Below are 25,626 nucleotides of genomic sequence, written 5' to 3'. Positions count from 1 at the left end.
GCCTACGCAATGACGGTGCGCCGTCGGACGATATTACAGAGGCAGGCGCATGGCACAGCGAGCGTCATACGCTAAACCGTGCGCCATCTCTTCTTCGCGTTTTTCACGCAGTTCAGGCGTCAGCGTCGTTATCATTTCAAACCCCAGCCGCGCATAGAACGGCGCATTCCACGGCACGTCCCGGAAGGTTGTCAGCGTCAGCGATGCCAGCCCCCTTTTGCGGGCCTGGTCAGCGACACAGGCGATGAGCCGTCGGCCGATCCCTTTTCCCTGCCAGTCCAGATGCACCGAAAGCTCCACGATGAACAGCGACGAAACGTGCAATTCTGCGAGGATAAAACCGACCGGCTGGTCGTTGGCCAGCGCCAGCCAGCTCAGTCCGCGTTCGGCGTAGTCGAGATGCTGCTCAGCGGAAATGACCTCGCCCTCTGCAAGCCAGGCGAGTTCCGGGTAGTCCCGGAAACGCTCGCCCGCCGCGCGTTCAATGGCGGGCAGGGCGGTGACGTCACCGGGGCGTGTTGGGCGAACGGTGATGTTAAGGCCGACACGCATTAGCCTGCGTTACCCACGATTTTAATTTCGACCATGCCAATCCCGAGCTCGCGCGGTGAGTGGCCGAGAATATTGCCTTCATTGGTGGATTGCGGCTCTGGCGGCACAATCACCAGGGTATTACTCCGTGAAGGATTATCGAAATGCAGCGTGGTGGTGGTGACTTCGTTGCCAAGGGTCAGCGTCTGCTCGCTGTCGCCCACCCGTACCGGAACAGGGCGGTTAGCATTAGCGCCATACGCTTTGGCGGTGATCACCAGATCGAATTTCTGCGGCAAGGGGTGGGCATACTCAATTTTTACCTCATTGCCCAGCTGTGCGTTGGACCAGCGTCCCCAGGACTCCGGACGAGAGATACCGCTGAACTGTTTAACTTCTTCCGGCGCACCGGCGACGTTGAAGATGAAGCTGTCCGCTTTATAACGAATATCGTTGTCGACGATTTTCAGCATATCAATGTTGCGCTGATAGCGGGCGGTATCGATAACCGTATCCCTGAAGGCGGTTTTGCCCTTCCATACTGGCTTGTCCACGTGCTGCACGGTTTGCTCCCCGCCAAGCTGCCCCTGAGAGACGCACCAGTCCGTCGACAGCGCCAGCGGCGGCGACCAGAGCTGGCCCATTTTGTAGCACTTATCGACCCAGACAAAGTTATCACGCGGGGCAAACTCCGCCAGCTGGAAGCGCAGCGGCGCCGAGTATTCGCTTTCAGGCAGCGGCTCAACGCGGTTATCCGACACGCGCAGCAGCAGCGGCAGCCGGAAGTGGCTGCCTGAGAAGGCGATCGTTTTTTTATCCTGATCGATAGTGAAGTCTTTCATCTCTTTCGGGAAGTTCCACAGACGAATGATATCCGGCTTCCAGGCGAGGATTTTTTCCTTCATGTTGAGGAACACTTCGGACAGCGATTGTCCCGACAGCGTGCTGCGGCCCAGGCCAATAAAGTTGTCACCGCCAAGAATATCCAGCACCGTGGCGCCGTTATCCATCGAATTACGCTTGGTGGCGATTACCTCCTGCTGCGGTTTGTCGCCGCGCAGAACGAAGAACAGGTTGCTGCGATCCTGTTTGTTCAGCTGATCCCACGCGCTGTTTTTCATCGCCAGATGGTCTGAAGAGACCACGATCACCGTGTTTTTGAACCAGGGCGAGGTTTTGATTTTCTGAACAAGGGCGGCGATATGCTCCTGGCTACAGGTGACGGCGCTGAAGGATTTATTATCTTTTCCGTCAATGTCGTAGCGTTTGCGCTTGCAGGTGCGCGAGACGAAACCGTCAGGATGGTGAGTATCTACCGTCAGGGCAAAGAGGGAGAAGCGTTTCCCGGCGCGGGACAGTTCTTCGAATTTTTTCCAGGTCTCCTCCAGCACGGTATCGTCGTAGAAGCCCCAGTCGTTGCGGTAAGTGGGGTCGGCGACGGTCGTTTTTAACTCTTCTGAGCCGTACAGATGATCAAACCCGTGTGATTTCAGGAACACATCTTTCCCGGCAAAGCGCAGGTTGGCCCCCTGGACAAAATAGTTCTCGTAACCGGAGTTTTTCAGTATGTCGCCCAGGCAGATATTCTGCGGGAAGAAGCTCGACATTGAAGCTGAGGCGTTGCCTTCAAAGGGGGCAAACAGAGGAATGCCGCACTGGGAGGCGACCATTCCGGCAATGGTGTAGTCGGTGCCGGGCAGCTGCATGGTGTGACTGAAGTCGAGGCCTTCGTTTTTCAGCGCGCCCAGATCCGGCGTCAGGTTCGGGAAGGCGTCGTTATCAAAATAGGTCCTCTCCAGACTCTCGCCGTAGATGTACACCAGATTAAGCTTCGGGTTGGCTATCGTTTTCGATGGCTCTTTATAGTACGCCACGAAATCCGGGTCACCGTCGCGCGACTGGGATTTCACCAGCTCGGTGATCTGATGAAATGCCGGGCTGGCATCCACGGAGGCCAGCGCAAGGAAAAGCGCCAGCAGGCTGTAGCCATGATGGTGCGGAAGATGACGGCGGCGGCGCAGCACCCAGGCGAGCGCGCCAAAAATGGTCACCAGCGCCAGCACCAGCCCCAGACCGGGGAGGATATACTTACCCACGCCCGCGCCCGTCAGGCTATTGGTCAGGGTGTAGAGCACCGCATCGTTTATCCCGTCTCCGGTAAAGTAATCGCTGGCGTAGAGCGTAATGTTTAAAACAATAAAAATGCCGAGCACCACCAGCGTGGCGATAAACCACCAGGTGTTACGGCCAGCTTTCCAGGCGTAAACGCCGATGGAGGCCAGAAAAAGGGCAAGGGACATTAACTCTGACAACAGCATATCCTCATGACGCCAGGTGCTTCGCTGGCTAATTGATTATTTTTTGGGTAATACAATGTAATGGTGATGTCGCTAAGCTGCAATTTTAGTGTCACGAAAGTGTGCCGTTGTTAGGAATTGGTTTAGAAAATCGTTTTTTTGAAGGCGGTCGCATCCTGCTGTACGGATGCTGAGACGAGGGCAGAAGGGGAAAAATGCCGGTTTCACGCCGCGTTGCAAGACTAACGTATTAAACGCGGCGTGTTGTGGCAGGAAATGGGGCCGATCAGGAGATGAAATTAACGCCTTGTTTCAGCACCAGATCGCAGGCTTTGGTTTTCACCTGTTTCGCCAGAGATGAGTTGCCAAGGGTGCTCAGATTCAGCTGCTGACCATTTTGCGCGTTCAGCAGACCCTGAATGCCGTCCATGTAGTTGGTGTCGGCTTTCTGCTCCTGGGTGTCCAGACCCAGCTTACCGAGCACCTGGTTTTTCACATTTTGCGCATCGGTCACGGAAGCCAGCTTTTGCTTCGCACAGTATTCCAGGATGCCTGCTGCGTTGTTCATGGTGCCGGCACTCAGACTCTGGGAGCTATTGCCCAGCAGGCTGGTGAGGGAAGAGGCTGACAGCCCGCCCTGAGTGCTGCCGCTCTCTTTGGTGAGTTCGCTGGCGGCGCTGGAGAGGGACTCTTGCCATGACGCGGCATGGGCCATGCCGGTGACCAGCAGGGCGCCTAAAAGTGTGCTGAAAAGAATCTGTTTTTTCATAATGGCTTTCTCAAAAAGGTCCGTTTTGGGCCGGAAGGGGTCCAGTATATACCTCCGCTCCGGCGGCGATTCCTGGAACTGTCTTAATACTCTTTACCGGTGACGCGGCTGCGATAGCTTTCCCAGTCAAAGATGACGTAGAGGCTGTTGCCCAGCTTCATGCGATCCATCACGCGCTCGCCCAGTAAGCGGGTCATCTCGTCGATATTGTGGTTGGTCAGCATGCCGGTGGGACGCTTGGAAGAAGAGCGGCGATCGACAATCTGGTTAATGATCACCTTTTCATAGCGGGATTCGGTTTGAACACCAATCTCGTCAATAACCAGCAAATCCACATTGCTCAGATCGTTAAGCAGCTGCTCTTCGCTGGTTTCACGGTTGCTGAAGGTATCTTTCATGGCAGACATGATATCGGCCACGGTAATGATTAACACCGATTTCCCGCGCAGAAGCAGTTCGTTGCAGATGGCGGCGGCCAGGTGATTTTTACCGGTGCCGGGCTTACCGCTGAAGATAAAGCTGGCGATGTTGCCGTCGAATTCGTCCACGTACTGCCGGGCGGCGGCCAGGGCGTTCATCTGCCCGTGGGTCTCAATTTTATAGTTATCGAATGAGCAGTTCTGATGCAGGGGGCGAATACCGGAGCGGTTAAAGGTACGCTGCATTTTCATCGCCCGGTTTTCGCGGGCGAGGGCGGCAGCGCGGATCTCACCCTGTTCTTTTTGCCACGCCAGAAGTTCTTCACCCGTTGTGAAGGCAGGTTTCACATTGGCTGGCATCATCTTTTGCAGTCGTTTCATCAGGTCGCCGACGTTTTTCATTTCGCACCTCGGAATCCATTAGGGATCTGTTTATCCGGTTCTGAAAAAGCGTTGATATCGCGTTTTGGCTGGCCGTTATTGCTGGCGCGGTTAATTTGCAGATGGCGGGCGAGCTTTTGCTGCCACTGAATGTGGGTAAAGACTTTGCCTTCTGCCTGCCACCAGGCAATAAAGGCGGCAAGCTCCTCAGGGGTAGCCGGTTGCGTCAGCGCAATGCCCCACAATGCCGCCTGCCGCTGGAAATCCACATCCGGATGCCAGCCCGCGTACAGGGCAAATTTCCCCATCGGCACCGTGACGGGGGCGTTACCCGGCTCTTCAAAGAACTGGTTATCGAGCGTGACGTCACTTGCCGGGCGCGACAACCGCGCTTCTATCTCCAGAAGCTGCGCCAGACGCTCCGGGGTGAGGGCGTAAAACGCCGGGGCGTTATCGGCCAACACTGCAAGCGTGCCGCCTTCGGCGTGCGTCAACACACCGCGGGGATCGCGCATAAAGGCATCAATACCAGCAATGCTGGTGGTCAGAATTCTGGAGGACATAACGCTTTCTCTACTGATTACTACGGGCGTGATATGGGCTTATGGTAGCACAGAGAGGATGAGGGAATGGAGGGGATTTCCCCGGTGGCGCTGCGCTTACCGGGGCTACAGTCGTAGGCCTGATAAGCGCAGCGCCATCAGGCATTTATCACGCGATGATATTCAGGGTCACGTCGATGTTGCCGCGGGTCGCGTTAGAGTACGGGCACACAATGTGCGCCGCATCCACCAGTTTTTTGGCTTCTGCAGGATCCATGCCTTCAACGTGAATGTTCAGTTTGGCTTCGATACCAAAACCGGTTGGCAGTGGACCAATTCCCACTTCACCTTCAATGAAGGCCTCTTTTGGCAGCGTAAATTTGTCGCGCGCAGCCACAAATTTCATCGCCCCCAGGAAACAGGCAGAGTAGCCGGCAGCAAACAGCTGTTCAGGGTTGGTCACTTCGCCCCCCATGCCGCCCATCTCTTTTGGCACACCCAGTTTGACGTCCAGGACGCCATCGGAAGAGGTTGCTCGGCCGTCACGGCCTCCGGTCGCTTTTGCTTTGGCAGTGTAGACAACTTTTTCTAAAGACATGGCAGGTTCCTCATTTTACGTTAGTGTGCGCTATTAAATAGCACGCGATGTATTTGGGTAAATAAATACGCGTAAAGTATAGCCTTACGCGTGATGTAACTGATGTCGCAAAATTTCAAGCTGCTGCTTGAGTGCCAGCATGGTGTCAGTGTCACATTGCGCTGCGCATCCCACCGCGTGAGGGATCCCGGAGGCCTGCTGCTGCAGCTCACGTCCCGCATCGCTCAGCGTGACGGCGACCTGGCGTTCGTCTTTACGCGAACGCTGACGGTTGATCAGCCCGGCGCTTTCCAGACGCTTCAACAGCGGCGTCAGGGTGGCAGAGTCAAGGAACAGCCGCTCACCGATGTCCGACACCGTAATATCATCCTGCTCCCACAGTACCAGCATCACCAGGTATTGCGGGTAGGTCAGGTTCAGCGGCGCCAGCAGTTGCCGGTACAGCTTGTTAAGCGCCAGGTTTGCCGAATAGAGGGCAAAACAGAGCTGGTTATCCAGCAGAAGCGCGTTGGTGGTGTCGTTCGTTTTTGCGTTCATGAGTTGAATATAGATAGTGCACGATATAATTGCAAGCAATTTTATGGACAGGTATAACGAAGCGCCACCTGAACGGCCATTTTCCGGTAGTGCTGGCGCTGAGCCTGCTCGTCTGCTCCCTCTTCAAACAGCAGCGTAAAGGTGTAGCTGTTGGCAACATAGTGGAAGCTGAAGCTGCTGATCAGGCGGTGAAGATCCCGCGGGTCAACAGACTGGCTGAACAGCTGCTTTTCTTTTCCGCGCCGCAGGATATCGTCGAGCAGATCGAGCGCGCTGCGGTTGACCTGGCGCAGGTAGCTGGATTGCTGCATAAAGCGACCACGCTGCATGTTCTCCATGCAGATAATACGAATGTAATCCGGGTGGTCTGCGTGGTAGTCAAAGGTGGCTTCCACCAGGTGCACCAGCGCTTCAACCGGCGGTATGTCTGCAAGGCTGAGCGCTTTTTCACTGGCGCGGATCCGGGTGTAGACGTACTCAAGAACGAGAAGGTAAAGATTTTCTTTGTTCTTAAAATGGTAAACCACCATCCGTTTAGTGGTGCCTGCTTTCTCTGCGATCTGCTCCATGCGGGCGCCGTTCAACCCATATTCGGCAAAAAGGGCGATAGCGCTCTGAAAGATTTTTTCCTTCAGGCTGGATTCTTCACTGTGCTCCGGGAGTTCGCTGCCAGGGTTTGCCACATCCTTTCCTTATCGTCACTAAACGGAATAGAAAGATTATCCCCATGGCAGCGAAATAACACAAACATCAAACGCGCGGGCGTTTGCGGTAAAGCCACAGCCCCGGGATCGACAACCCGATCGAGAGCGCGCCAACAATAGATGAGGCCTTAAGAAAGTTGCTCAGAAGCAGGATCATTTGTGGCTCGGTGTAGCCAAAGTGGCTGATTTTTACCGCTGAAATCATGGCCGTATAGGCTGAAATGCCGGGGAACATCGGGATGACGGCCGCGACGGTGAACACCTTAGGGTGCGCCAGATACCAGCGCGACCACTGAATACCAATGCTGCCGACCAGCATAGAGGCCATAAAAGTTGACCACTCGATGTTAAAACCAGCGGTCATCATGATCATTCTCGAGCCATGACCGATGGCGCCCAGCAGCGCACACCATGGCAAAGCGCGCTGCGGGACGTTGAAGACCATCGCAAAGCCGACGGCGGGAATGGCGGCCAGGATCATGTCCTGCATCAGTGCCAGCAGAAACGTTATCACGCCCATCCGCGTAACCCCCACAGCGTCATGGCCATCACTACGCCGATACAGGTTGCCAGCGTAAGCAGGCTGGCAATCGCCCAGCGCGCCAGACCGGTATTGATGTGCCCTTTAAACATATCGGCAACGGCGTTAATCAGCGGGAAGCCCGGAACCAGCAGGAGCACGCTGGCGGCCATGGCGATGGTGGGCGTGTTGGCAAACTGCGGCAGGCGCAGCAGCAGCCCCGACACCGTGGTGGCAACAAACGCGGTGATGCAGAAGTTAATTTGTGGGTGCAACTGCCGGTGCGTCAGTACCTGGCGTACATACATGGCGATGCTGCTGGCGCAGAAGGTCACGAACGCGCCGTCCCAGCCCCCTTTATTGAGCTTACAAAAACAGGCGCACGATAACCCCACCATCAACACCACCAGCCAGCGCGGATAACGTAGGGGTTTAATTTGGTTGAACCGTTTTTCTATCTCTTTCAGGTCGAGCAGCTTATGTTCAGCCAGAATGACGATGTGCTGCACTTCGGTTACCACATGCATATTAATGCCGCGGTCGTGGTTTTTACGGGTAGAGGTGAGGCACTGGCCATCTTTGATGGTGGTCAGCACGATAGCGTTCGATGAAATCGCGCTTTCGACGCTATCCATCCCCAATGCCAGCCCCAGACGCGTCGAAAGCTCCTCGACCAGGGCGCTTTCCGCCCCGTGCTGGAGCAGGAAAAGTCCGCACTGAATACACAGCCGCGTGGTGGCACGCTGCATCGTTATTTCTGCCTGCATGTAGTGTCCCGAAGTGTTGGTGAGTCGCTTGCCTGTTGGCCCCTGATGCTTACTTTTAGCACAGAGTGCGGTATCCCTTGCTCTGGGTCAGATCAAGATTCCTGCAAACAGTTGCAGCCCGGTTCGCGAAAGAGAATGAGGTTTAAATATAAATACGATGAATTTGTATGAGTCGAAATATAGAATATTTATATTAAGTTATTCTTATTTTATATTTTCATTATTTTAATGCTCTTGCAATTAAATTTAATTGCGCTTTGTGAGATATTAGCGTTGTTTTAGGCCTTTCTTAAGCTAAGAACATATCTCATCTTCTGCTTGTATTAATCAGTCTACACTCAGGGACGAAAAAACATAAATCTTGATGCGTTTAGACGCTACTCATCAAATGAAAAATGGACACGGAGGGTCTATGTTGTCATTGAATGGTAAACATGGCGTAGTTATTAGCAGGGTACCCGTTATGCAAAACGGGTTAGGCAGCGTTATGGCAAACCATTTCCCAGAATTTGAATTGACTTATTGTCGTTCGCTGCAGGAGTTAACGTTACTTCAGCTTCGCCGGGCTAATGTCATTATTGCTGATATTTCAGGTGAATACAGGAAACCCCGGGGAACGTTAGAAGAATATTACAACTTACTGAACCAATACCGGGATATTCACTGGATTTTTATGGTCTCTCGTCCCCTTTATCCCATTGCAGTGGAACTGCTTATGCGCCCGGAAAGCACGTTGCTTTCTGAAATGGAGCCGATTGAAGGCGTGATTAATGCTATTCGTGCAGGTAGCGAGCGGGCAGAGAGGATAAGCCAGACGTTATTGTCTCCTGAACCCGCCGAGGCGGAAACCGAAGACGAACCGTTTGTTGCGCTGACCCACTCTGAACGAAAAGTGTTACGCCTGCTAGGTAAGGGCTGGGGAATTAACCAAATTGCTACCCTGCTCAAGAAGAGCAACAAAACAATCAGTGCGCAGAAAAACAGTGCGATGCGACGGTTGTCGCTGCGCAGCAATGCCGATATGTACGCCTGGATTAACAGTGCACAGGGAATGAGAGAGCTGAGTTTAATGTCAGCCTATGGAGAGTATGAGGAATGGAAAAAACCGATACACCAGGACATATCGCTGTCATCGAAAATTGCACAATGAGTGCCGTTGGGCTGCAGCATCTTTTTGCGATGCCGATGCTCAGCCATTATCGACTGCACCTCTTCAGTCAGTTCGAAAGCTTTAAAAAGGCGCTGACCAATATCTCTTTTTTCTCGGTGATCTATTCGCTCTCGGATGCGCGTGAGGAGCGTCGTAACTGCCTGGCTTCCCTGCGGGATCTCGCTTTCACCCATAGCGATATTCAGCGAATTGTACTTGCGTCTGATGACATGGAAGCGCGCCTGATAAGCCATCTGTCGCCTTCTCGTCTGCATGGCATTGTGAGTAAATCGGTACCGCTGAGCCACCTGCAGGAGGAGCTGGTGGTGCTATTGAGAGAGACGCATCATATCAATGACAATATGCTGAACCACTGGTATGTCAATCAAAACAGATTGTTAAGCCCAACGGAGCGGGCGATATTGCGGTATATGTCTTTCGGGTTTTCTATCCCTGAAATCGCGGAACAACTTGAACGCAATATTAAAACCATCCGCGCGCACAAGTTTAATGCGATGGTGAAACTGGGGGTGAATTCTGACGTAGGGTTGCTTGATGCGGCGGATATTCTTACCCATCTTCCGGCAAGAGACATGCGCTGTTCGGTGTCGGGCTCGCCGGCATTTTTATAATCGGTGATTTTTTGATGCGCCAGATAACTTCTGGCACATCAATTAAATGCATACATCGACCCACTTTGCGGACGTCAGCTCAGCCATCCGGTCTGGAGAAATGCGCACGGCGCTGTGGATGGCACCTGCGGCGGGCAGCACTTCCGCGTACTGTTTTAACGAAATATCGCAGTAAACAGAAAGTGGGTTTTCCAGCCCGAACGGACAGACTCCCCCGACGGGATGGCCTGTAATCGTCACCACTTCATCACTACTGAGCATGCGCGCTTTTGCACCAAAGGTATCTTTCAGTTTTTTGTTGTCCAGACGCGCATCGCCTTTCGCCACTACCAGAATCACCTCATTTTTTACTTTTAGCGATAACGTCTTGGCGATTTGTCCCGGCTCAACGCGATGAGCGGCAGCAGCCAGCGCAACGGTCGCGGTACTCTGACTCAGTTCAATGATTTCAATATCCGGCGCGTTGTCGGCAAAAAACTGCTGTACAGACTGCAAACTCATTGTTTCCTCCTGACAAATATCCTGCGTAATCTGTCATAAGAATTTATCTGCTGTAAATATCTCTTAAGTAACAAATATCCTACATGGCCGATTTCTGGATCGCCTTCACATTCACGGAAACCGGTTACAGTAACCGGTTGCAGAGCGTGAATCAGAGATTAATACTGAGGACGTAACGTCCCCTGTATCCACTAATAAGAGCACATTATGAAACCATTCCGTCTGAGCAGTACCGCTGGTACACGAGCCAGCAAGGTTGTGAAGCTGATTTATGGAACAACGTGTGGCGTGAAAACGCCCGTATCGAACGTCTGACAGGAGATCTGCTATGTCTGCCAACCATGCTGCGTTTAATCTGATATTCCGTTTCGTTGAAAATTACGTCAGTCCCATTGCCGGGCGGATCTCTTCCCAGCGTCATGTTATGGCTATCCGCGACGGATTTATTTCCGCGATGCCCTTCATGATTGTCGGTTCATTTTTGTTAGTGTTTGCTTACCCACCGTTTTCGCCAGACACCACCTGGGGCTTCGCGCGCGCCTGGCTGGACATGGCAAAGCAATTTGAAGGACAGATTCTCACGCCGTTCGATATGACGATGGGCATTATGTCCATCTATATTTGTGCGGCCATTGCCTATAACCTCGGCAAACACTATGTGAAATCGCATCAGTTAGATCCGTTCATGTGCGCCATGCTGTCGCTGATGGCGTTTCTGTTGGTGGCTGCACCTAAGACCAAAGGCACGCTGCCCGTAGACAGCCTGGGAGGCACGGGGATCTTTACTGCGATTCTGGTAGCAATCTACTGCGTTGAGATGATGCGTTTCCTCAAAGCGCACAATATCGGTATCCGTCTGCCGGACCAGGTTCCTCCGATGATCAAAAACTCCTTTGATCTGCTGATCCCGGTGCTGGTGGTTGTACTGACGCTCTATCCGCTGAGTTTGTTGATTCAGTCTCAGTTTGGCATGCTGATCCCGCAGGCCATTATGTCAATCTTCAAACCGCTGGTTTCCGCTGCGGATTCTCTGCCTGCCATCCTGCTGGCGGTGTTGATTGGTCATTTACTGTGGTTCGCAGGGATCCACGGGGCGGCAATTGTCTCCGGGATGCTGCAGATGTTCTGGCTGACCAATCTCGGGGCTAACCAGACCGCCCTGGCGGCAAGCCAGCCTCTTCCCCATATCTTTATGGAAGCGTTCTGGACGTTCTTTATCGTGATTGGGGGCTCGGGGGCGACAATGGGGCTGGTGTTCTGCTACCTGCGCAGCCGTTCAGCGCACCTGCGCTCCATCGGACGTCTGAGCGTGGTGCCGAGCATCTTTAACATCAACGAACCGGTCATCTTTGGTACGCCGATCGTCATGAACCCGGTGTTCTTTATTCCGTTCCTGCTGGCACCGATGGTCAACGCCGTGCTGGCCTGGGCGGCAATGAAGTTTGATCTGATTAGCCGCGTGATCTCTGTTGTGCCATGGACAGCACCCGCGCCTGTGGGCGCCGCATGGGCGCTGGGCTGGGATTTCCGCGCGGCCATTCTGGTAGTGGTGCTTGCGTGTGTCTCAGCCATCATCTACTTCCCGTTCTTTAAAGTGTACGAGAAGCAGCTGCTGGAGCAGGAAGCGGAAGAAGCGCAGCGTAATGCGGAAGCGGAAAATCAGCAGGTGGCCTAGGTAAAAGCAAAACGGCAACATAAGTTGCCGTTTTTAGTGTTTGTTCCCTTTCCCTGTGGGTTGAGGGATCCCCAGTAATTTTTTAACCATAAGCGATAACGCTGCTCTCAGAATGACTGAGAACATTCAGCGATGCCCTGGTCCGGCTGTAAATCGCTGAGGCGTTTCCTGCAGGCCGGGGCGAGGCGCAGGGATGCGCCGAGAGGGCGGCTTTACAGGGACGTTACATCCGCCCGTCCCCGATAAGCCGGAAGGAATAAGCCGAAGACAAAATTGCCGGGAGCAATTTTGGACAGCGCTTGCGCTGGCCCCAAAGGGGTGAGCCCCAGGGATGGGGCGAACAATCCGCGAAGCGGCGATTTACCGCCGGGAGCCCGGGTCGCCAGGGTGGTGGCGACTGAGCCACCCTGGCACGTTCACAAGTCATGCCGTTACAGAGTAGCAAGGAACATAAAGTGAACGGAATGACCTCCACAGCCGTATGTTCCCCCTCACCCCCGCCCTCTCCCAAAGGGAGAGGGGGCCGTCTGTGCAGGCATTATTTATGGGGATCCCTCAACCCTGTGGGAGAGGGGCAGGGTGAGGGCATCAGGCCGGTCCTGACTACTTCAGCGTACAATCCCCGCACTGCTGAACGTCCGGCAGGCGATAGCGCTGGCAGCAGGTGCGACGCACCAGAAGCCCGTCACGCGGCACTACGGTACGGAATAATGGGTTATCGCGGCCATCCGCAAGCTGTTTCGTAAAGAACAAGGACTGACGCAGGGCATCCACCTTCTCATCACCGAGCAGGGGCTTCATTTCCGTCAAATACCAGTGGATTAAATAGCCGGTATTACTCCAGATAAGCTTCCCGTTGATCTCACCTGTCTCTTCCAGAGCATTCACCACCGGCATCAGGGCGCGGGTCACGAGCCGCTCCATCCGCTGCGTGGCAGAAAGATGCATGGCCGTTGGGTCTTCGTGAAGATCGATCCAGAAGCAGGCCGCACGCCCCGTCTCGTGGAACTCAACGTGAAAATACTCCGGGGAGAGATCCAGCATGGTCTCCTGGGTGAGCAATGCCAGCATAAGCGGAGGCGCCATCAGGCCGATATACCATTGCGCCCAGAGAGAGAGCAGGGGCTTATTTTCCCGCGTAAGGGTGGGTTGATTGCGATAGATATGGTCAGAATAGGTTGCCAGCAGCGACTGGCGTTTTGCCGGCTGCTGCCACTGTGCCAGTGTCATGGCGTGGTGCGGATGCGGCTCATCCAGTTTGATAAAGTCCAGCAGATGGGCACGGGTTGCCGCTATCTTTTGGCGTATGGCTTCCGCAAGCGAAGAGTCTCCCGTGGTGAGACGGGCTCGCCAGAGGAGGGGTTCAACAGTCTGTACGGTATGAGTGGCCATAATAGATAGAAATCTAAATGATAATGATTGCCAATCCTAACTATTGCTCATACCGATGGCAAGACTTTTGTCCTGGAGAGAGAATGCTGTGCTTAAACCGCCTGTAGCTCTTCGCTGAGCAGAATGTTATTCCGCCCAAGATGCTTTGCTTCGTAGAGGGCTTTATCCGCTTTTTCCAGCGCGCCTTCTGCGTCTTCATTCTCAAAAATGGCAATACCAATGCTGATGGTGACGTTAGTCGCGACGCGCTCATTGAACATGTGGGGGATTTTTAAGTCGTACACTTTCTGACGAATACGCTCTGCCGTCTGGCGGGCATGTTCCAGCGAGATGTTCGTCAGCAGTACCATAAACTCTTCCCCGCCAAACCGCGCCACAATGTCCCGCGAGCGTACGGCATCACGAATGGCTGCCGAGACACGGATTAACGCCTGGTCACCCATCATATGGCCGTAGTGGTCGTTATAGGCTTTGAAGTGATCGATATCCATTAGCAGGACAAAGTGTTCGCCGTTCTCTACCGCAGGCAGATTCTCCAGTCGGCTTTGCAAGCCGCGACGGTTATACAGGCCGGTAAGCGGATCCATCATGCTGAGATCGGTCAGCGTTTCTCGTTCTTCCAGTAACCGGGAGAGGAGTTCCTGAGCGAAGCGATCGTTACGTCTTTGTAGTACGTGGTGAACGCCGATAGCCACGACCGGAAGAATGAAAGAGTAGATCATTCTCAACCAGTGTTCAGAGGGGCTTAACCACAGGCAGACAATAAATGCGGGTAATGAGTGGAGCGTAAACGCTTTGATATTAATGGCGAATGCCAGCGAACCGATAAAAAGCACCGTTAATAGCGCCATGATCAAATATGTCGCCCGATCGTGCGTAATTAACGAAAATTTTGAGGCGATTTGCCAGGCCCATAAAATCCCGAATATCGCTGAAACCACAGGAATATTTATCTTGCGGGTACTCTTTTGCCAGTGCCAGAGCAGCAATCCGGTGCTGAGCGTAAAAATAGCCAGCAGGGGGAAAGATAACAGCTGAACAGAATAGAGCGGATTTGTTACCGAGAACACCGCTGAGGTTGCGTTCAAAAATAAAAATAAACGTAACGATAATTGATATTTGCTGTTGACCAAAGACCGCCAGGATTGTGATGTCATAGTAGTGCGTTTTTATTAAAATTTAATTAAAACAGATAAATGGATGTTGTTTCGCAATAATGGAAGCAAAAAAAATCAACGAGTAATTATCAGAGAAATTTTATGAGTAGTTAACAGGTGGGCAATTTATCACCTTAAACAATGCCTGTCATTACGGGAAAGGTAAACGGCCACGGTTTTTAATTATCGGTGCTGACAAATGATAATGCTTGTCATATGATATTGGTTATCATTATCGATTCGAAAGGGCAAACCATGTTGAACCGGGTGTTAGGAAGTGGTTGGGGGGTATTACTGCCGGGAGCCATCCTCGGCGGTCTGATGTTTGCCGATCTCTCCATTGATCTCTGGAAAGCCATCATTGTGTCAGGGCTGCTGATGACCTCAGCCATGATCTGGCATAAGCAATTACGGCACTTTGTTTTGTTGCCATCATGCGTCGCGCTGGTCAGTGGAATTCTGGTGATACTGATGAGTTTGAAATAACAGTGAATAACAAGAAGGACTTCAGAGGGGATGCAAGATAATTGGTGCGAGGGGGGGGACTTGAACCCCCACGTCCGTAAGGACACTAACACCTGAAGCTAGCGCGTCTACCAATTCCGCCACCTTCGCACAGTTATCTTACTTTTTGATATCGCCTCGTTGGTGCGAGGGGGGGGACTTGAACCCCCACGTCCGTAAGAACACTAACACCTGAAGCTAGCGCGTCTACCAATTCCGCCACCTTCGCCCAGTGCGAGCAATATCAACGTGATTTATGGTGCGAGGGGGGGGACTTGAACCCCCACGTCCGTAAGGACACTAACACCTGAAGCTAGCGCGTCTACCAATTCCGCCACCTTCGCATACCATCGATACTGTAAAAGTATCGTAACCACGGAGGCGCATTCTAGATGTTTTGAGCTTTACGTCAATAGAAAAATGCGCGCGTTGTTTTAATTGCTGCAAAAATGGCCGGAGGGGGATGGCACTTCTCCGGCAAACAATACCCGTGGATTACTTTTTAGCCTGACGCGTCATCACGGTACGGTAGACCTTAAAACGGCCCGTTTGCGCGATAACTTCATGGAAGCCGAAGGTTTCATCCAGCACTTTCGGGTACGGCAGAAACGCGTTGGCGACGATCCTCAGTTCACCCCCGCTGTTCAGGTGACGTACTGCGCCACGGATCAGCGTTTGCGCTGCTTCAAGGCTGGTTTCGATGCCATCGTGGAACGGCGGATTTGAAATAATCATGTCGAACCGACCGGTAACGTCCGAGAAGACGTTGCTGGCGAAGACATCCCCTTCGAAGCCGTTTGCGGCAAGCGTCGCACGGCTGGCTTCAACTGCGGGCGCGCTGACGTCACAGAGCGTCAGGCGGACTTTTGGTGAGTGGCTTGCCAGCACCGTGGCCAGTACCCCTGCACCGCAGCCTACGTCCAGCACTTTGCCTTTGGTGTGCGGCGTCAGCGTGGAGAGCAGCAGCTTACTGCCCATGTCCAGCCCGTCACGGCTGAAAACGCCCGGCAGGGTTTTAATGGTCAGGCCATCAAGCTGATACGCATCCCAGTATGTCCCGGCATCAAAGGAAGGCTGGTTTTCCAGACGACCATGATACAGGCCGCAGCGACGGGCGCTGTCGACTTTATTGAGCGGGGCGTACGCTTCCAGCATCTGCTCTGCGCTTCGCACGCCGCTGCGGTTCTCACCGACCACGAAAATATCGCACCCGACCGGCAGCAGAGAGAGCAGATTCATCAGCTGGAACTGCGCTTCCGGTTTGTTCTTCGGCCAGTAGTAGATCAGCGTGTCGCAGTCAGCGACATCACTCTGTTCCGCCACCAGGCTAAAGCGTGCGCGCTCGCCCATCTGGCGGCTCAGCACCTGCCAGTGGTGGTAGTATTGGGTGTGGGCACGGCTTTCAGCACAGTCGAAACGCGCGGGCAGGTCATCCTGCATATCTCCGGCAAACAGAATACGGCTTTCTTCGAAATCATCACTGTGACGCAGCAAGACTTCACTTGCCGGGGTAAATGCAGACATGAATTGTTCCTCAATAAACTCAGGCGGGGATTATAGTAGGTAGATGGCGCACTTTCGACACATTTGCTATATTTGCGCGCCTGAGAGACAGGAGTTTTCGCTATGACATCCCGACGTGACTGGCAGTTGCAGCAGCTGGGTATCACCCAGTGGGTCTTGCGTCGCCCGACGGCGTTGCAGGGTGAAATCGCTATCGCCATCCCTGCGCATGTGCGTCTGGTGATGGTGGCGGAAGAACTGCCTGCCCTGAATGATGCCCTGATTGGTGATGTCCTTCGCAGCCTGAAGCTGACGGCCGACCAGGTTTTACAGCTGACGCCGGACAGGGTCGCCATGCTTCCTCCTGACAGCCATTGCAACTGCTGGCGAATGGGCGAGACAAACGACATATCCCTTTCCGGGAGCCAGATCAGCTCCCCCGTGCTGGAAGAGCTGAAAGCCAACCCAAAAGCGCGAAGCGCGCTATGGCAACAAATCTGCGAATATGAACACGATTTCTTCCCTCACGACGCCTGATCTGCCTGCGGCGTATGCGATTGAAACACGCGCCCATGCGTTTCCGTGGAGCGAAAAGACACTCGCCAGCAATCAGGGCGAACGGTATCTGAATTACCGCCTGGACGTTGACGGCACCCTGGCCGCATTTGCGATAACCCAGGTCGTTCTGGATGAGGCCACGCTGTTTAATATCGCGGTGGATCCCGCATTTCAGCGCCGTGGGCTGGGAAGAGAACTGCTTACGCATCTCATTCGTGAGCTCGAAACCCGTGACGTTTTCACCCTGTGGCTGGAGGTGCGCGCGTCAAATGTCGCCGCCATCGCGCTCTATGAAAGCTTAGGCTTTAACGAGGCGACAATTCGCCGTAACTACTACCCGACCGCAGAGGGACATGAAGACGCCATTATTATGGCTCTGCCGATTGGATAACGAAAAATAAGGTTGTAACGATGAAATGGGACTGGATTTTCTTTGACGCCGACGAAACGCTCTTTACGTTCGATTCGTTCGGTGGTCTACAGCGGATGTTTTTGGACTATAGCGTGACCTTCACCGCTGAAGATTTTCAGGACTATCAGGCGGTGAATAAACCGCTGTGGGTGGATTACCAGAACGGTGCCATCACCGCGTTACAACTGCAGCACCAGCGTTTCGATGTCTGGGCCGAACGGTTAAATGTAAGTCCAGGCGCGTTAAACGAGGCATTCCTCAATGCGATGGCCGATATCTGCGCCCCGCTGCCGGGGGCGGTTTCCCTGCTTGATTCGCTGAAAGGCAAGGTCAAACTGGGGATCATCACCAACGGTTTTACCGCGCTGCAGCAGATTCGCCTTGAGCGCACGGGCCTGCGCGATCATTTCGACGCGCTGGTGATCTCAGAAGAGGTGGGCGTGCCGAAGCCGGATCCACGTATTTTTGATTATGCACTGGCGCAAGCCGGCAACCCCGATCGCGACCGTGTGCTGATGGTGGGTGATACCGCGGAGTCGGATATTCTGGGCGGCATGAATTCTGGTCTGTCGACCGTCTGGTTGAATGCGCATGGCCGCGTGAAGCCAGAAGGTATTGAGCCAACCTGGACCGTAACGTCGTTGAACGAACTGGAGCAGCTCCTGTGTAAACAATGATTGCCTGCCCCCCATTGATGGGTAAAATAGCCGCATTTTTCGTATTCCATGATGCGCGGCCTGCTGTCGCGCTTATATAAGAAGATTTGATTATGACGTTGTCTCCTTATCTGCAAGAGGTGGCCAAACGCCGCACTTTTGCCATTATTTCGCACCCGGATGCCGGTAAAACCACCATCACCGAGAAGGTGCTGCTGTTCGGACAGGCCATCCAGACCGCCGGTACCGTAAAGGGCCGTGGCTCCAGCCAGCACGCAAAATCTGACTGGATGGAGATGGAAAAACAGCGTGGTATTTCGATTACCACCTCCGTGATGCAGTTCCCGTATCACGACTGCCTGGTGAACCTGCTGGACACCCCGGGCCACGAAGACTTCTCCGAAGATACCTACCGTACGCTGACGGCGGTGGACTGCTGCCTGATGGTGATCGACGCCGCAAAAGGTGTAGAAGACCGTACCCGTAAGCTGATGGAAGTGACCCGTCTGCGCGATACGCCAATCCTCACCTTTATGAACAAACTCGACCGTGACATCCGTGATCCGATGGAGCTGATGGATGAAGTGGAAAACGAGCTGAAGATTGCCTGTGCGCCCATCACCTGGCCAATTGGCTGCGGTAAGCTGTTTAAAGGTGTTTACCACCTTTATAAAGACGAAACCTATTTGTATCAGACAGGTAAAGGCCACACCATTCAGGAAGTGCGCATCGTGAAAGGTCTGGATAATCCGGATCTGGACGCCGCGGTGGGTGACGAGCTGGCTGCACAGCTGCGTGACGAGCTGGAGCTGGTGAAAGGCGCATCTCATGAGTTCGATAAAGAGCTGTTCCTGAGCGGCGAAATTACCCCGGTCTTCTTTGGTACCGCTTTGGGTAACTTCGGCGTCGACCATATGCTCGACGGTCTGGTGGAGTGGGCGCCGCAGCCGATGCCACGTAAAACCGACACCCGTGAAGTGGAAGCGAAAGAAGAGAAGTTCACCGGCTTCGTCTTTAAAATTCAGGCCAATATGGACCCGAAACACCGTGACCGCGTGGCCTTTATGCGCGTGGTGTCCGGCAAGTATGAAAAGGGTATGAAGCTGCGTCAGGTGCGTATCGGTAAAGATGTGGTGATCTCCGACGCGCTGACCTTCATGGCGGGCGACCGTTCGCACGTGGAAGAAGCGTATCCGGGTGACATTATCGGTCTGCATAACCATGGCACCATCCAGATCGGCGATACCTTCACGCAGGGCGAAATGATGAAGTTCACCGGGATACCGAACTTCGCGCCAGAGCTGTTCCGCCGCATTCGCCTGAAAGATCCGCTGAAGCAGAAACAGCTGCTGAAAGGGCTGGTGCAGCTTTCCGAAGAGGGTGCTGTGCAGGTCTTCCGTCCAATCGCGAACAACGATCTGATCGTGGGTGCGGTGGGTGTGCTGCAGTTCGACGTGGTGGTTGCGCGTCTGAAGAGCGAATACAACGTGGAAGCGATTTACGAATCGGTCAACGTGGCGACCGCGCGCTGGGTTGAATGTGCTGACGTGAAGAAATTCGAGGAGTTCAAGCGTAAGAACGAAGTTCAGCTGGCGCTGGATGGCGGTGATAATCTCACCTATATCGCCCCAACCATGGTTAACCTGAATCTGACGCAGGAACGTTATCCTGACGTACAGTTCCGCAAAACGCGCGAACACTAATCCCCTCTCAGAGCACGGCAGCCGCCGTGCTCTTCTTTATTTCCTGTCTTATTAGTCCCTTGCGGAATGTTCTTAATTCATCGCATTTTCGCGCTTTTTGCTCGTTTTTTGCCCGAAACTGAAAGCACCTCTGTGAGAGTGATCTATATTTAACTCAGTGTTTAGCTCCGGGCGTGGATGAATAAACTGTTCAATGCATGACTTTAGGTTCTCCATTTTGCCCGTGTGTCTATTCGCAATATATAAAACTACTAAGGAAGTATGTAGCCCGAATAACGGGCAAAACACAGGAATACATCGATGAATATGACAAGACTGAAGATTTCTAAAACTCTGCTGGCGGTGACATTGGGTAGCGTTCTGGTAAGCGGCTCCGCTCTGGCGGAATCCAGCACCATGGATAAAGCGCAAAACACCGCTAATACCGCAGGGGAAAAAATCGATAGCTCTATGAATAAAGTCGGTAATTTCATGGATGACAGCTCAATCACAGCAAAAGTGAAAGCCGCGCTGGTAGATGATGAAGCTATCAAGAGCACCGATATTTCCGTAAAAACCGAGCAAAAAGTCGTCACCCTGAGCGGCTTTGTTGAAAGCCAGGCCCAGGCCGAACAGGCCGTAAAAGTGGCGAAGGGTGTTGAAGGCGTTGCGTCTGTAAGTGACAAACTGCACGTCCGTGACAGCAAAAACGCGTCGGTGAAAGGCTATGCAGGCGATGCCGCTACGACCAGCGAAATCAAAGCTAAACTTTTAGCAGATGACATCGTGCCATCGCGTAAAGTCAAAGTGGAAACCACCGACGGTGTGGTTCAGCTTTCCGGTACGGTAGATTCTCAGGCGCAAATTGACCGCGCCGAATCCATTGCGAAAGCAATTGATGGTGTGAAAAGCGTTAAAAACGATCTGAAAACGAAGTAAACCTGCACGATTCGCCCGACAGGCCAGCCCTGCGGGCGAAATAAAAATGACTCTGGAAAAACGCCGGTGAGTGACCTGAGCGCTCATATTTAGCGGCCGACATTAACTATGGTAAAGGAGAGGCTTATGTTTCGTTGGGGCATTATATTTCTGGTTATCGCGTTAATTGCCGCCGCTTTGGGCTTTGGCGGACTGGCGGGTACAGCGGCCTGGGCAGCTAAAATTGTCTTCGTTGTCGGTATCATCCTGTTCCTGGTGAGCCTGTTTACGGGACGCAGACGTCCGTAGCAAACGCAATATTCCTTAAACAAAAAAAAGCCAGTCGTGATGACTGGCTTTTTCTTATTTGCGTTGCTGGTCGGGTGCGTTACTGTGAAGAGAGAAAATAATCAAAACAGGAAAGCAGAGGTGGGGCAACGAATTCCCGTTACGCTCGGCAATATTGCGCCGCTGACGTTAAAACCGTTTCGTGCTGGTCAACTTGCGCTGGTTTGCGAGGGGGGCGGGCAGCGCGGCATTTTTACCGCCGGCGTGCTGGATGAATTTATGCGCGCGCAATTCAACCCGTTTGACCTTTACTTCGGCACGTCTGCCGGGGCGCAGAACCTGTCTGCCTATGTCTGTAACCAGCCCGGCTACGCGCGAAAGGTCATTATGCGCTACACCACGGCGAAAGAATTTTTTAACCCGGTGCGCTTTGTGCGCGGCGGCAACCTGATCGATCTCGACTGGCTGCTGGAATCCACTTCCAGCCAGATGCCGCTGGCGATGGATACCGCCGCACGCCTGTTTGATAGCGGCAAAGCGTTCTGGATGTGCGCCAGCCGGGGCGATGATTATTCCCCGGGCTATTTCTCTCCGCAAAAAGAGAACTGGCTGGATATCATCCGTGCCTCCAGCGCCATTCCCGGCTTTTATCGGACCGGCGCGTTGCTGGACGGCATCAGCTATCTCGACGGCGGCATCAGTGACGCGGTGCCGGTGCAGGAAGCGGCCCGGCGGGGGGCAAAAACCATTGTGGTGATCCGCACTGTGCCGTCGCAAATGTACTACACGCCGCAGTGGTTTAAACGGATGGAGCGCTGGCTGGGCGACAGCAGTTTGCAGCCGCTGGTGAATATCGCGAAGCAGCATGAAACCACCTACGGCGCGATGCAACGCTTTATCGAAAAACCGCCGGGTAAGCTGCGTATTTTTGAAATTTATCCGCCGAAACCGCTGGTCAGTATGGCGCTCGGCAGCCGTGTTCCCGCGCTGCGTGCAGATTATAAAACGGGGCGGCTGTGCGGACGCTACTTCCTGGCGACGGTTGGAAAAATGCTGGCAGAGCAACCGCCGCTGCACCGGCACAAACACATTATTACGCCGCCTGCGATTGTGGCTAACGATCCGCTGACCGTGCCACTGGTGGATGTCCCGCAGGCGAATGACGCTTTACTGGATAACGAGGATCTGGCGTGACGCACCGTTTTGTTGATACCCACTGCCACTTTGATTTTCCGCCGTTTACGGGGGACGAGACGCAGAGCATTGAGCGCGCCGCTCAGGTGGGTATCCACGCGATGATTGTGCCTGCAATCGAAGTGGACAGATTCGAGCGCGTGCTTGATCTCGCCCGCCGCCATGATGCGCTGTACGCCGCGCTGGGTCTGCATCCTATTGTGATAGAACACCATCTGGACGAACATCTCGACGTACTGGATGCGGCGCTGCAAACCCGCGAAAACAAACTGGTCGCGATGGGTGAGATCGGCCTCGATCTCTATCGCGATAATCCGCAGTTTGAACGCCAGCAGACGATCCTTGATGCCCAGCTCAGGCTGGCAAAGCGTCACGATCTGCCGGTGATCCTCCACTCACGACGTACGCACGACAAACTGGCGATGCACCTGAAACGCATCGATCTGCCGCGAAAAGGGGTGGTGCACGGTTTCTCCGGTAGTCTGCAGCAGGCGCAGCGTTTCATTGAACTGGGCTATAAGATTGGCGTGGGCGGTACCATTACCTATCCCCGGGCCAGCAAAACGCGCGACGTAATGGCACAGTTACCGCTGTCTGCTCTGTTACTGGAAACGGATGCTCCTGATATGCCATTAAACGGTTTTCAGGGGCAGCCGAACCGCCCGGAACAGGCGGCACGCGTGTTTACCACGCTGTGTGAACTGCGTGAGGAGCCGGAAACGGAGATTGCAGATGCGCTGCTGGAAAATACCCGCGCGCTGTTTGGCATCACGCTATAGGTAAAGTGCCGGGCGAATCACCGTGATGTGCTGTTTTTCGAGCGCCAGCGCCAGCGGCTCGATGTCCTCCGGTGTAGCGCTGCGCCATGACGCCGCCTCGCCGTAAACCCCGTGCGCGTGAAACGCGTTAATGCGCACCGGCACATTCCCCAGCCCGTGGATAAATGTTGTCAGGGGCTTAAGATGCTCCAGATAATCGCACTGCTCAGGGATCACCAGTAAACGCAGTTCCGTCAGCCGCTGATGCTGCGCCAGCCAGCGAATGCTCTGCTTAATCTGCGGGTTTTCGCGTCCGGTCAGCACGAGGTGATGTTCGTTTCCCCACGCCTTGAGATCCACCATCGCGCCATCCAGTACCGGCAGCAGTCTTTGCCAGCCGGTTTCCCCCAGCAGACCGTTACTGTCCACCAGACACGTCAGGTGGCGCAGGGCGGGATCCGTTTTGATCGCCGTGAACAGGGCGATCAAAAACGGCAACTGGGTAGTGGCTTCGCCGCCGCTCACGGTAACCCCTTCAATAAAAGGGGCGGCTTTACGGACCTGCGCGAGGATCTCTTCCACGCTCAGGCGCTGCGCCATTGGCGTTGCCTGCTGCTGGCACAGATGCAGGCAGGTATCGCACTGCTGGCACCGACTCTCCTGCCACCAGACGCGTCCGGCCTGAATGTTCAGTGCATCGTGCGGGCAGTGGGGCACGCAGTCGCCGCAGTCGTTGCAGCGACCGATGGTCCACGGGTTGTGGCAGGTTTTACAGCGCAGGTTACAGCCCTGCAGGAAGAGGGCCAGGCGGCTGCCCGGCCCGTCCACGCAGGAGAAGGGGATAACCTGACTAACTAAAGCGCATCTGCTGTTCATGGCTGACCACGCGCGGCTGACGTTCCAGAATGCGGGTATTGCGTGCGGCTTCTTCGCCAAGCCAGGTGGTATTGGTGCGCGATCCGGCTTCGCGATACTGTGCCAGATCCGACAGCCGCACCATATAGCCGGTCACGCGCACCAGATCGTTACCGGCTACGTTGGCGGTAAATTCCCGCATACCGGCCTTAAACGCCCCCAGGCACAGCTGCACGACCGCCTGCGGATTGCGTTTTACCGTCTCATCCAGCGTCAGAATGTCGCTGATCCCGGCGGAGTAGTGCGGGTGATGCGGTGCCACGGCCAGCAGATGAGTGATGGGATCCGGCTCGTCGCCGTACGGCAGACGCGCACCCGGAGTGGTACCGACATCTGAACTTATTCCCGACTGTGCATGGAGCATCGCACGCTGTTTCCAGCCGTATTTAACCGGCGTGTTTTCCACAAACGCCGCCAGCTGCTCGCTGATGCGATAGCCCAGCGCGTTGGCCTGCTCGCTCTTACCGTAACGGCCGTCAATACCCGCTTTTTCGCAAAGCGTATTCACCGCCTCTGCCATGCCGTACATGCCAAACATCGGTACAAAGCGATCGGCATCAATCAGCCCCTCTTTCACCAGGAAGCTATTCTCAAAGAAGCCGGATTGTTGATAGAGAAACGCGCAGCGGGCATCAATGATGGCCATTTGTTGCTGGCAGTAGTGCGGCAACATACGCGTGAAGAAATCGTCGGGTGACGCGCTGTGTTCAGCAATCGCCCGCAGATTGAGGCGGACCAGCGTACTGCCGCCGCCCGCCAGCGGCAGCGAGTTGTAACAGCTCACGATGCCATAGCGGCCTTTTGTGAAAATTTTATCATTCACCGGGCCATGGGAAATATGCGGTTTGCTGCATTCACAGATATTTTTTGCCACCTCAAGCAGGAGATCGTCCGGCGTCACGTCCGGGTCATAAATAAACGTCAGATTCGGTGCAGCCTGCTTCAATTCTGCATCGGCACGCAAAATGGCGCGGGTGATGGGGGTATCTGCCGGACCGATGTTGACGTGCGTAAAGGCGTCCGGCAACGTTCTGTCGAGATAGCGCCAGAAACGTTTTATTCGGCTATCGATCGCTTCTTGTGTTAGAATTCTAACATAGGGTTGCAGTAAGGCATCAAGGTGACCGAGATAGACCGGCATTGATGTTACTGACGGCACATGATGGTAGAGAATGGTTAACAGCGAGAGCGCGTCATCCAGATCTTTCGCCCCCTCCAGCTCCAGCCATTCTGAACCTTTAGCCAGAAACGTTGCGTAATCCGGCAGAACATAACGGGGTTTATAGGGCGCGTGGCCTTCAAACATGTCGCAGATAAATCCCTTGTCCAGCGCGGCACGAGCCGCCTCAGGAAGTGCCGGATAAGGCAGATTGTTTTCCGCTTCCAGCGCCAGAAAATGACGCTTCTGTTCCGGGGTTAACACCGGGCTTGTCACAATGTGCTGGCAACGTTGTTGCAGGGCGTCGGGGCTGGCGTGGGGCATGTTCGCTTCCTTGATTGTTCTGCGGATGTTGAACGGATTGTAGGAAGCCATCCCGTCAGGGCTTTTGATCTGACGAGGGGAATCGCTGCATTCGTCAGCAGTTCACGCATTAAAATTTGAAGCAGATCTCATTACAGTAATGCAAATTTGTACGTAGTTTTCATTAACTGTGATGAATGTCGA

General features: G+C 54.0%; 28 protein-coding genes and 3 tRNA genes. 12 read left to right on the top strand and 19 right to left on the bottom strand.

Features of this window, described 5'->3' with window-relative positions; translation table 11 throughout:
- Positions 1–33: 33 nt before the first annotated feature.
- The 10 genes from VF709_RS11100 to VF709_RS11055 form a co-directional block, all read right to left on the bottom strand.
- Entirely contained in the window at positions 34–552 is a 519-nt protein-coding gene (locus tag VF709_RS11100; protein WP_130626863.1) for a GNAT family N-acetyltransferase, read from the bottom strand.
- The gene (gene opgB / locus VF709_RS11095; protein WP_045295484.1) at positions 552–2,843 is read right to left on the bottom strand and encodes a phosphatidylglycerol--membrane-oligosaccharide glycerophosphotransferase; all 2,292 of its coding nucleotides are present in this window, start codon (positions 2,841–2,843) and stop codon (positions 552–554) included. The genes VF709_RS11100 and opgB overlap by 1 nt, the downstream gene beginning before the upstream one ends.
- 271 nt (positions 2,844–3,114) lie before the next feature.
- Positions 3,115–3,597 carry a DUF2501 domain-containing protein gene (locus tag VF709_RS11090; protein WP_013095460.1) on the bottom strand — a complete coding sequence of 161 codons (483 nt, stop codon included), beginning with the start codon at positions 3,595–3,597 and terminating at the stop codon, positions 3,115–3,117.
- Positions 3,598–3,680: 83 nt separating this feature from the next.
- Positions 3,681–4,418 carry a DNA replication protein DnaC gene (gene dnaC, locus VF709_RS11085; RefSeq protein WP_023620778.1) on the bottom strand — a complete coding sequence of 246 codons (738 nt, stop codon included), beginning with the start codon at positions 4,416–4,418 and terminating at the stop codon, positions 3,681–3,683.
- The gene (gene dnaT, locus VF709_RS11080; RefSeq protein ID WP_014830554.1) at positions 4,415–4,960 is read right to left on the bottom strand and encodes a primosomal protein DnaT; all 546 of its coding nucleotides are present in this window, start codon (positions 4,958–4,960) and stop codon (positions 4,415–4,417) included. Before dnaT ends, dnaC begins: the two co-directional genes overlap by 4 nt.
- 148 nt (positions 4,961–5,108) lie before the next feature.
- The gene (locus tag VF709_RS11075; protein ID WP_013095463.1) at positions 5,109–5,537 is read right to left on the bottom strand and encodes an organic hydroperoxide resistance protein; all 429 of its coding nucleotides are present in this window, start codon (positions 5,535–5,537) and stop codon (positions 5,109–5,111) included.
- An 84-nt stretch (positions 5,538–5,621) separates the two neighbouring features.
- Positions 5,622–6,074 (bottom strand): MarR family winged helix-turn-helix transcriptional regulator, encoded by a 453-nt coding sequence (locus tag VF709_RS11070; protein ID WP_038981282.1) that lies wholly within the window; start codon positions 6,072–6,074, stop codon positions 5,622–5,624.
- Positions 6,075–6,115: 41 nt separating this feature from the next.
- Complete coding sequence (locus VF709_RS11065; protein WP_013095465.1) at positions 6,116–6,757, bottom strand: TetR family transcriptional regulator; 642 nt, start codon at positions 6,755–6,757, stop codon at positions 6,116–6,118.
- Positions 6,758–6,824: 67 nt separating this feature from the next.
- Complete coding sequence (locus VF709_RS11060) at positions 6,825–7,298, bottom strand: threonine/serine exporter (RefSeq protein WP_013095466.1); 474 nt, start codon at positions 7,296–7,298, stop codon at positions 6,825–6,827.
- Complete coding sequence (locus tag VF709_RS11055; RefSeq protein ID WP_062729719.1) at positions 7,289–8,065, bottom strand: threonine/serine ThrE exporter family protein; 777 nt, start codon at positions 8,063–8,065, stop codon at positions 7,289–7,291. The genes VF709_RS11060 and VF709_RS11055 overlap by 10 nt, the downstream gene beginning before the upstream one ends.
- A gap of 412 nt (positions 8,066–8,477) precedes the next feature.
- On the opposite strand from VF709_RS11055, the gene VF709_RS11050 reads away from it, so the two are divergent.
- Complete coding sequence (locus tag VF709_RS11050; protein ID WP_020688833.1) at positions 8,478–9,215, top strand: helix-turn-helix transcriptional regulator; 738 nt, start codon at positions 8,478–8,480, stop codon at positions 9,213–9,215.
- Positions 9,212–9,847: a DNA-binding transcriptional activator BglJ gene (gene bglJ, locus VF709_RS11045; RefSeq protein ID WP_023621916.1), complete on the top strand. Its 636-nt coding sequence runs from the start codon at positions 9,212–9,214 to the stop codon at positions 9,845–9,847. Before VF709_RS11050 ends, bglJ begins: the two co-directional genes overlap by 4 nt.
- A 42-nt stretch (positions 9,848–9,889) precedes the next feature.
- Here the strand turns inward: bglJ and VF709_RS11040 are convergent, their stop codons facing one another.
- Positions 9,890–10,348, bottom strand: coding sequence for a YbaK/EbsC family protein (locus VF709_RS11040; protein ID WP_013095474.1), 459 nt, complete (start codon positions 10,346–10,348; stop codon positions 9,890–9,892).
- 328 nt (positions 10,349–10,676) lie between these two features.
- On the opposite strand from VF709_RS11040, the gene VF709_RS11035 reads away from it, so the two are divergent.
- Positions 10,677–12,023 carry a PTS cellobiose transporter subunit IIC gene (locus tag VF709_RS11035; protein ID WP_013095475.1) on the top strand — a complete coding sequence of 449 codons (1,347 nt, stop codon included), beginning with the start codon at positions 10,677–10,679 and terminating at the stop codon, positions 12,021–12,023.
- A 603-nt stretch (positions 12,024–12,626) separates the two neighbouring features.
- Here VF709_RS11035 and fhuF read toward each other — a convergent pair.
- The gene (fhuF, locus tag VF709_RS11030; RefSeq protein ID WP_038418639.1) at positions 12,627–13,415 is read right to left on the bottom strand and encodes a siderophore-iron reductase FhuF; all 789 of its coding nucleotides are present in this window, start codon (positions 13,413–13,415) and stop codon (positions 12,627–12,629) included.
- 92 nt (positions 13,416–13,507) lie between these two features.
- Positions 13,508–14,572, bottom strand: a complete 1,065-nt coding sequence (locus tag VF709_RS11025; protein ID WP_058678925.1) for a GGDEF domain-containing protein — start codon at positions 14,570–14,572, stop codon at positions 13,508–13,510.
- A 216-nt stretch (positions 14,573–14,788) separates the two neighbouring features.
- Between VF709_RS11025 and VF709_RS11020 the strand changes: the two genes are divergently transcribed.
- The gene (locus tag VF709_RS11020) at positions 14,789–15,058 is read left to right on the top strand and encodes a DUF1435 domain-containing protein (RefSeq protein WP_058681502.1); all 270 of its coding nucleotides are present in this window, start codon (positions 14,789–14,791) and stop codon (positions 15,056–15,058) included.
- Between the two features lie 42 nt (positions 15,059–15,100).
- Here VF709_RS11020 and VF709_RS11015 read toward each other — a convergent pair.
- The 4 genes from VF709_RS11015 to rsmC all read right to left on the bottom strand — a co-directional run bounded on the left by VF709_RS11015 (position 15,101) and on the right by rsmC (position 16,600).
- A tRNA-Leu gene (locus tag VF709_RS11015) sits at positions 15,101–15,187 on the bottom strand.
- Between the two features lie 31 nt (positions 15,188–15,218).
- Positions 15,219–15,305, bottom strand: a tRNA-Leu gene (locus VF709_RS11010).
- Between the two features lie 28 nt (positions 15,306–15,333).
- A tRNA-Leu gene (locus tag VF709_RS11005) sits at positions 15,334–15,420 on the bottom strand.
- 151 nt (positions 15,421–15,571) lie between these two features.
- Positions 15,572–16,600, bottom strand: coding sequence for a 16S rRNA (guanine(1207)-N(2))-methyltransferase RsmC (rsmC, locus tag VF709_RS11000; RefSeq protein ID WP_149896535.1), 1,029 nt, complete (start codon positions 16,598–16,600; stop codon positions 15,572–15,574).
- A gap of 102 nt (positions 16,601–16,702) precedes the next feature.
- Here rsmC and VF709_RS10995 point away from each other — a divergent pair, with 102 nt between their 5' ends.
- From VF709_RS10995 to VF709_RS10960, 8 genes are all read left to right on the top strand, one after another.
- Positions 16,703–17,116 carry a DNA polymerase III subunit psi gene (locus VF709_RS10995; RefSeq protein WP_029882663.1) on the top strand — a complete coding sequence of 138 codons (414 nt, stop codon included), beginning with the start codon at positions 16,703–16,705 and terminating at the stop codon, positions 17,114–17,116.
- Positions 17,085–17,528 carry a ribosomal protein S18-alanine N-acetyltransferase gene (gene rimI / locus VF709_RS10990; RefSeq protein ID WP_440231578.1) on the top strand — a complete coding sequence of 148 codons (444 nt, stop codon included), beginning with the start codon at positions 17,085–17,087 and terminating at the stop codon, positions 17,526–17,528. The genes VF709_RS10995 and rimI overlap by 32 nt, the downstream gene beginning before the upstream one ends.
- A 20-nt stretch (positions 17,529–17,548) precedes the next feature.
- Positions 17,549–18,226, top strand: a complete 678-nt coding sequence (yjjG, locus tag VF709_RS10985; RefSeq protein WP_020684451.1) for a pyrimidine 5'-nucleotidase — start codon at positions 17,549–17,551, stop codon at positions 18,224–18,226.
- Between the two features lie 92 nt (positions 18,227–18,318).
- Positions 18,319–19,908, top strand: coding sequence for a peptide chain release factor 3 (gene prfC / locus VF709_RS10980; RefSeq protein ID WP_023621922.1), 1,590 nt, complete (start codon positions 18,319–18,321; stop codon positions 19,906–19,908).
- A 300-nt stretch (positions 19,909–20,208) separates the two neighbouring features.
- A complete protein-coding gene (gene osmY / locus VF709_RS10975) occupies positions 20,209–20,826 on the top strand; it encodes a molecular chaperone OsmY (protein WP_013095484.1) in 618 nt (205 codons plus the stop codon).
- Positions 20,827–20,952: 126 nt separating this feature from the next.
- Positions 20,953–21,114 (top strand): DUF1328 domain-containing protein, encoded by a 162-nt coding sequence (locus VF709_RS10970; RefSeq protein ID WP_003856556.1) that lies wholly within the window; start codon positions 20,953–20,955, stop codon positions 21,112–21,114.
- 120 nt (positions 21,115–21,234) lie between these two features.
- The gene (locus VF709_RS10965) at positions 21,235–22,287 is read left to right on the top strand and encodes a patatin-like phospholipase family protein (RefSeq protein ID WP_013095485.1); all 1,053 of its coding nucleotides are present in this window, start codon (positions 21,235–21,237) and stop codon (positions 22,285–22,287) included.
- Positions 22,284–23,066, top strand: a complete 783-nt coding sequence (locus VF709_RS10960) for a TatD family hydrolase (RefSeq protein ID WP_149896536.1) — start codon at positions 22,284–22,286, stop codon at positions 23,064–23,066. The genes VF709_RS10965 and VF709_RS10960 overlap by 4 nt, the downstream gene beginning before the upstream one ends.
- Here VF709_RS10960 and VF709_RS10955 read toward each other — a convergent pair.
- A complete protein-coding gene (locus VF709_RS10955; protein ID WP_440231576.1) occupies positions 23,061–23,921 on the bottom strand; it encodes a YjjW family glycine radical enzyme activase in 861 nt (286 codons plus the stop codon). The two genes, VF709_RS10960 and VF709_RS10955, sit on opposite strands and share 6 nt — an antisense overlap.
- The gene (locus VF709_RS10950) at positions 23,896–25,443 is read right to left on the bottom strand and encodes a YjjI family glycine radical enzyme (RefSeq protein WP_013095488.1); all 1,548 of its coding nucleotides are present in this window, start codon (positions 25,441–25,443) and stop codon (positions 23,896–23,898) included. The genes VF709_RS10955 and VF709_RS10950 overlap by 26 nt, the downstream gene beginning before the upstream one ends.
- Positions 25,444–25,626: the final 183 nt, after the last annotated feature.

Origin of the sequence: Enterobacter sp. Lyrl_3 (assembly GCF_051948675.1) — a bacterium.
GTDB lineage: Bacteria > Pseudomonadota > Gammaproteobacteria > Enterobacterales > Enterobacteriaceae > Enterobacter > Enterobacter cloacae.
This window is presented reverse-complemented; position numbering and strand designations above follow the sequence as displayed.

Bases quoted from the DNA above. Each gene is read 5' to 3' on its own strand.
- VF709_RS11040 (WP_013095474.1), bottom strand. From the start codon at position 10,348: ATGAGTTTGCAGTCTGTACAGCAGTTTTTTGCCGACAACGCGCCGGAT.
- VF709_RS11035 (WP_013095475.1), top strand. From the start codon at position 10,677: ATGTCTGCCAACCATGCTGCGTTTAATCTGATATTCCGTTTCGTTGAA.
- VF709_RS10955 (WP_440231576.1), bottom strand. From the start codon at position 23,921: ATGAACAGCAGATGCGCTTTAGTTAGTCAGGTTATCCCCTTCTCCTGC.
- VF709_RS11100 (WP_130626863.1), bottom strand. From the start codon at position 552: ATGCGTGTCGGCCTTAACATCACCGTTCGCCCAACACGCCCCGGTGAC.
- VF709_RS11055 (WP_062729719.1), bottom strand. From the start codon at position 8,065: ATGCAGGCAGAAATAACGATGCAGCGTGCCACCACGCGGCTGTGTATT.
- bglJ (WP_023621916.1), top strand. From the start codon at position 9,212: ATGAGTGCCGTTGGGCTGCAGCATCTTTTTGCGATGCCGATGCTCAGC.
- VF709_RS11070 (WP_038981282.1), bottom strand. From the start codon at position 6,074: ATGAACGCAAAAACGAACGACACCACCAACGCGCTTCTGCTGGATAAC.
- rsmC (WP_149896535.1), bottom strand. From the start codon at position 16,600: ATGTCTGCATTTACCCCGGCAAGTGAAGTCTTGCTGCGTCACAGTGAT.
- VF709_RS11090 (WP_013095460.1), bottom strand. From the start codon at position 3,597: ATGAAAAAACAGATTCTTTTCAGCACACTTTTAGGCGCCCTGCTGGTC.
- VF709_RS10970 (WP_003856556.1), top strand. From the start codon at position 20,953: ATGTTTCGTTGGGGCATTATATTTCTGGTTATCGCGTTAATTGCCGCC.
- VF709_RS11075 (WP_013095463.1), bottom strand. From the start codon at position 5,537: ATGTCTTTAGAAAAAGTTGTCTACACTGCCAAAGCAAAAGCGACCGGA.
- VF709_RS11050 (WP_020688833.1), top strand. From the start codon at position 8,478: ATGTTGTCATTGAATGGTAAACATGGCGTAGTTATTAGCAGGGTACCC.
- dnaC (WP_023620778.1), bottom strand. From the start codon at position 4,418: ATGAAAAACGTCGGCGACCTGATGAAACGACTGCAAAAGATGATGCCA.
- fhuF (WP_038418639.1), bottom strand. From the start codon at position 13,415: ATGGCCACTCATACCGTACAGACTGTTGAACCCCTCCTCTGGCGAGCC.
- osmY (WP_013095484.1), top strand. From the start codon at position 20,209: ATGAATATGACAAGACTGAAGATTTCTAAAACTCTGCTGGCGGTGACA.
- VF709_RS10995 (WP_029882663.1), top strand. From the start codon at position 16,703: ATGACATCCCGACGTGACTGGCAGTTGCAGCAGCTGGGTATCACCCAG.
- dnaT (WP_014830554.1), bottom strand. From the start codon at position 4,960: ATGTCCTCCAGAATTCTGACCACCAGCATTGCTGGTATTGATGCCTTT.
- VF709_RS11020 (WP_058681502.1), top strand. From the start codon at position 14,789: ATGATATTGGTTATCATTATCGATTCGAAAGGGCAAACCATGTTGAAC.
- VF709_RS10950 (WP_013095488.1), bottom strand. From the start codon at position 25,443: ATGCCCCACGCCAGCCCCGACGCCCTGCAACAACGTTGCCAGCACATT.
- VF709_RS11025 (WP_058678925.1), bottom strand. From the start codon at position 14,572: ATGACATCACAATCCTGGCGGTCTTTGGTCAACAGCAAATATCAATTA.
- VF709_RS11060 (WP_013095466.1), bottom strand. From the start codon at position 7,298: ATGGGCGTGATAACGTTTCTGCTGGCACTGATGCAGGACATGATCCTG.
- prfC (WP_023621922.1), top strand. From the start codon at position 18,319: ATGACGTTGTCTCCTTATCTGCAAGAGGTGGCCAAACGCCGCACTTTT.
- yjjG (WP_020684451.1), top strand. From the start codon at position 17,549: ATGAAATGGGACTGGATTTTCTTTGACGCCGACGAAACGCTCTTTACG.
- rimI (WP_440231578.1), top strand. From the start codon at position 17,085: ATGAACACGATTTCTTCCCTCACGACGCCTGATCTGCCTGCGGCGTAT.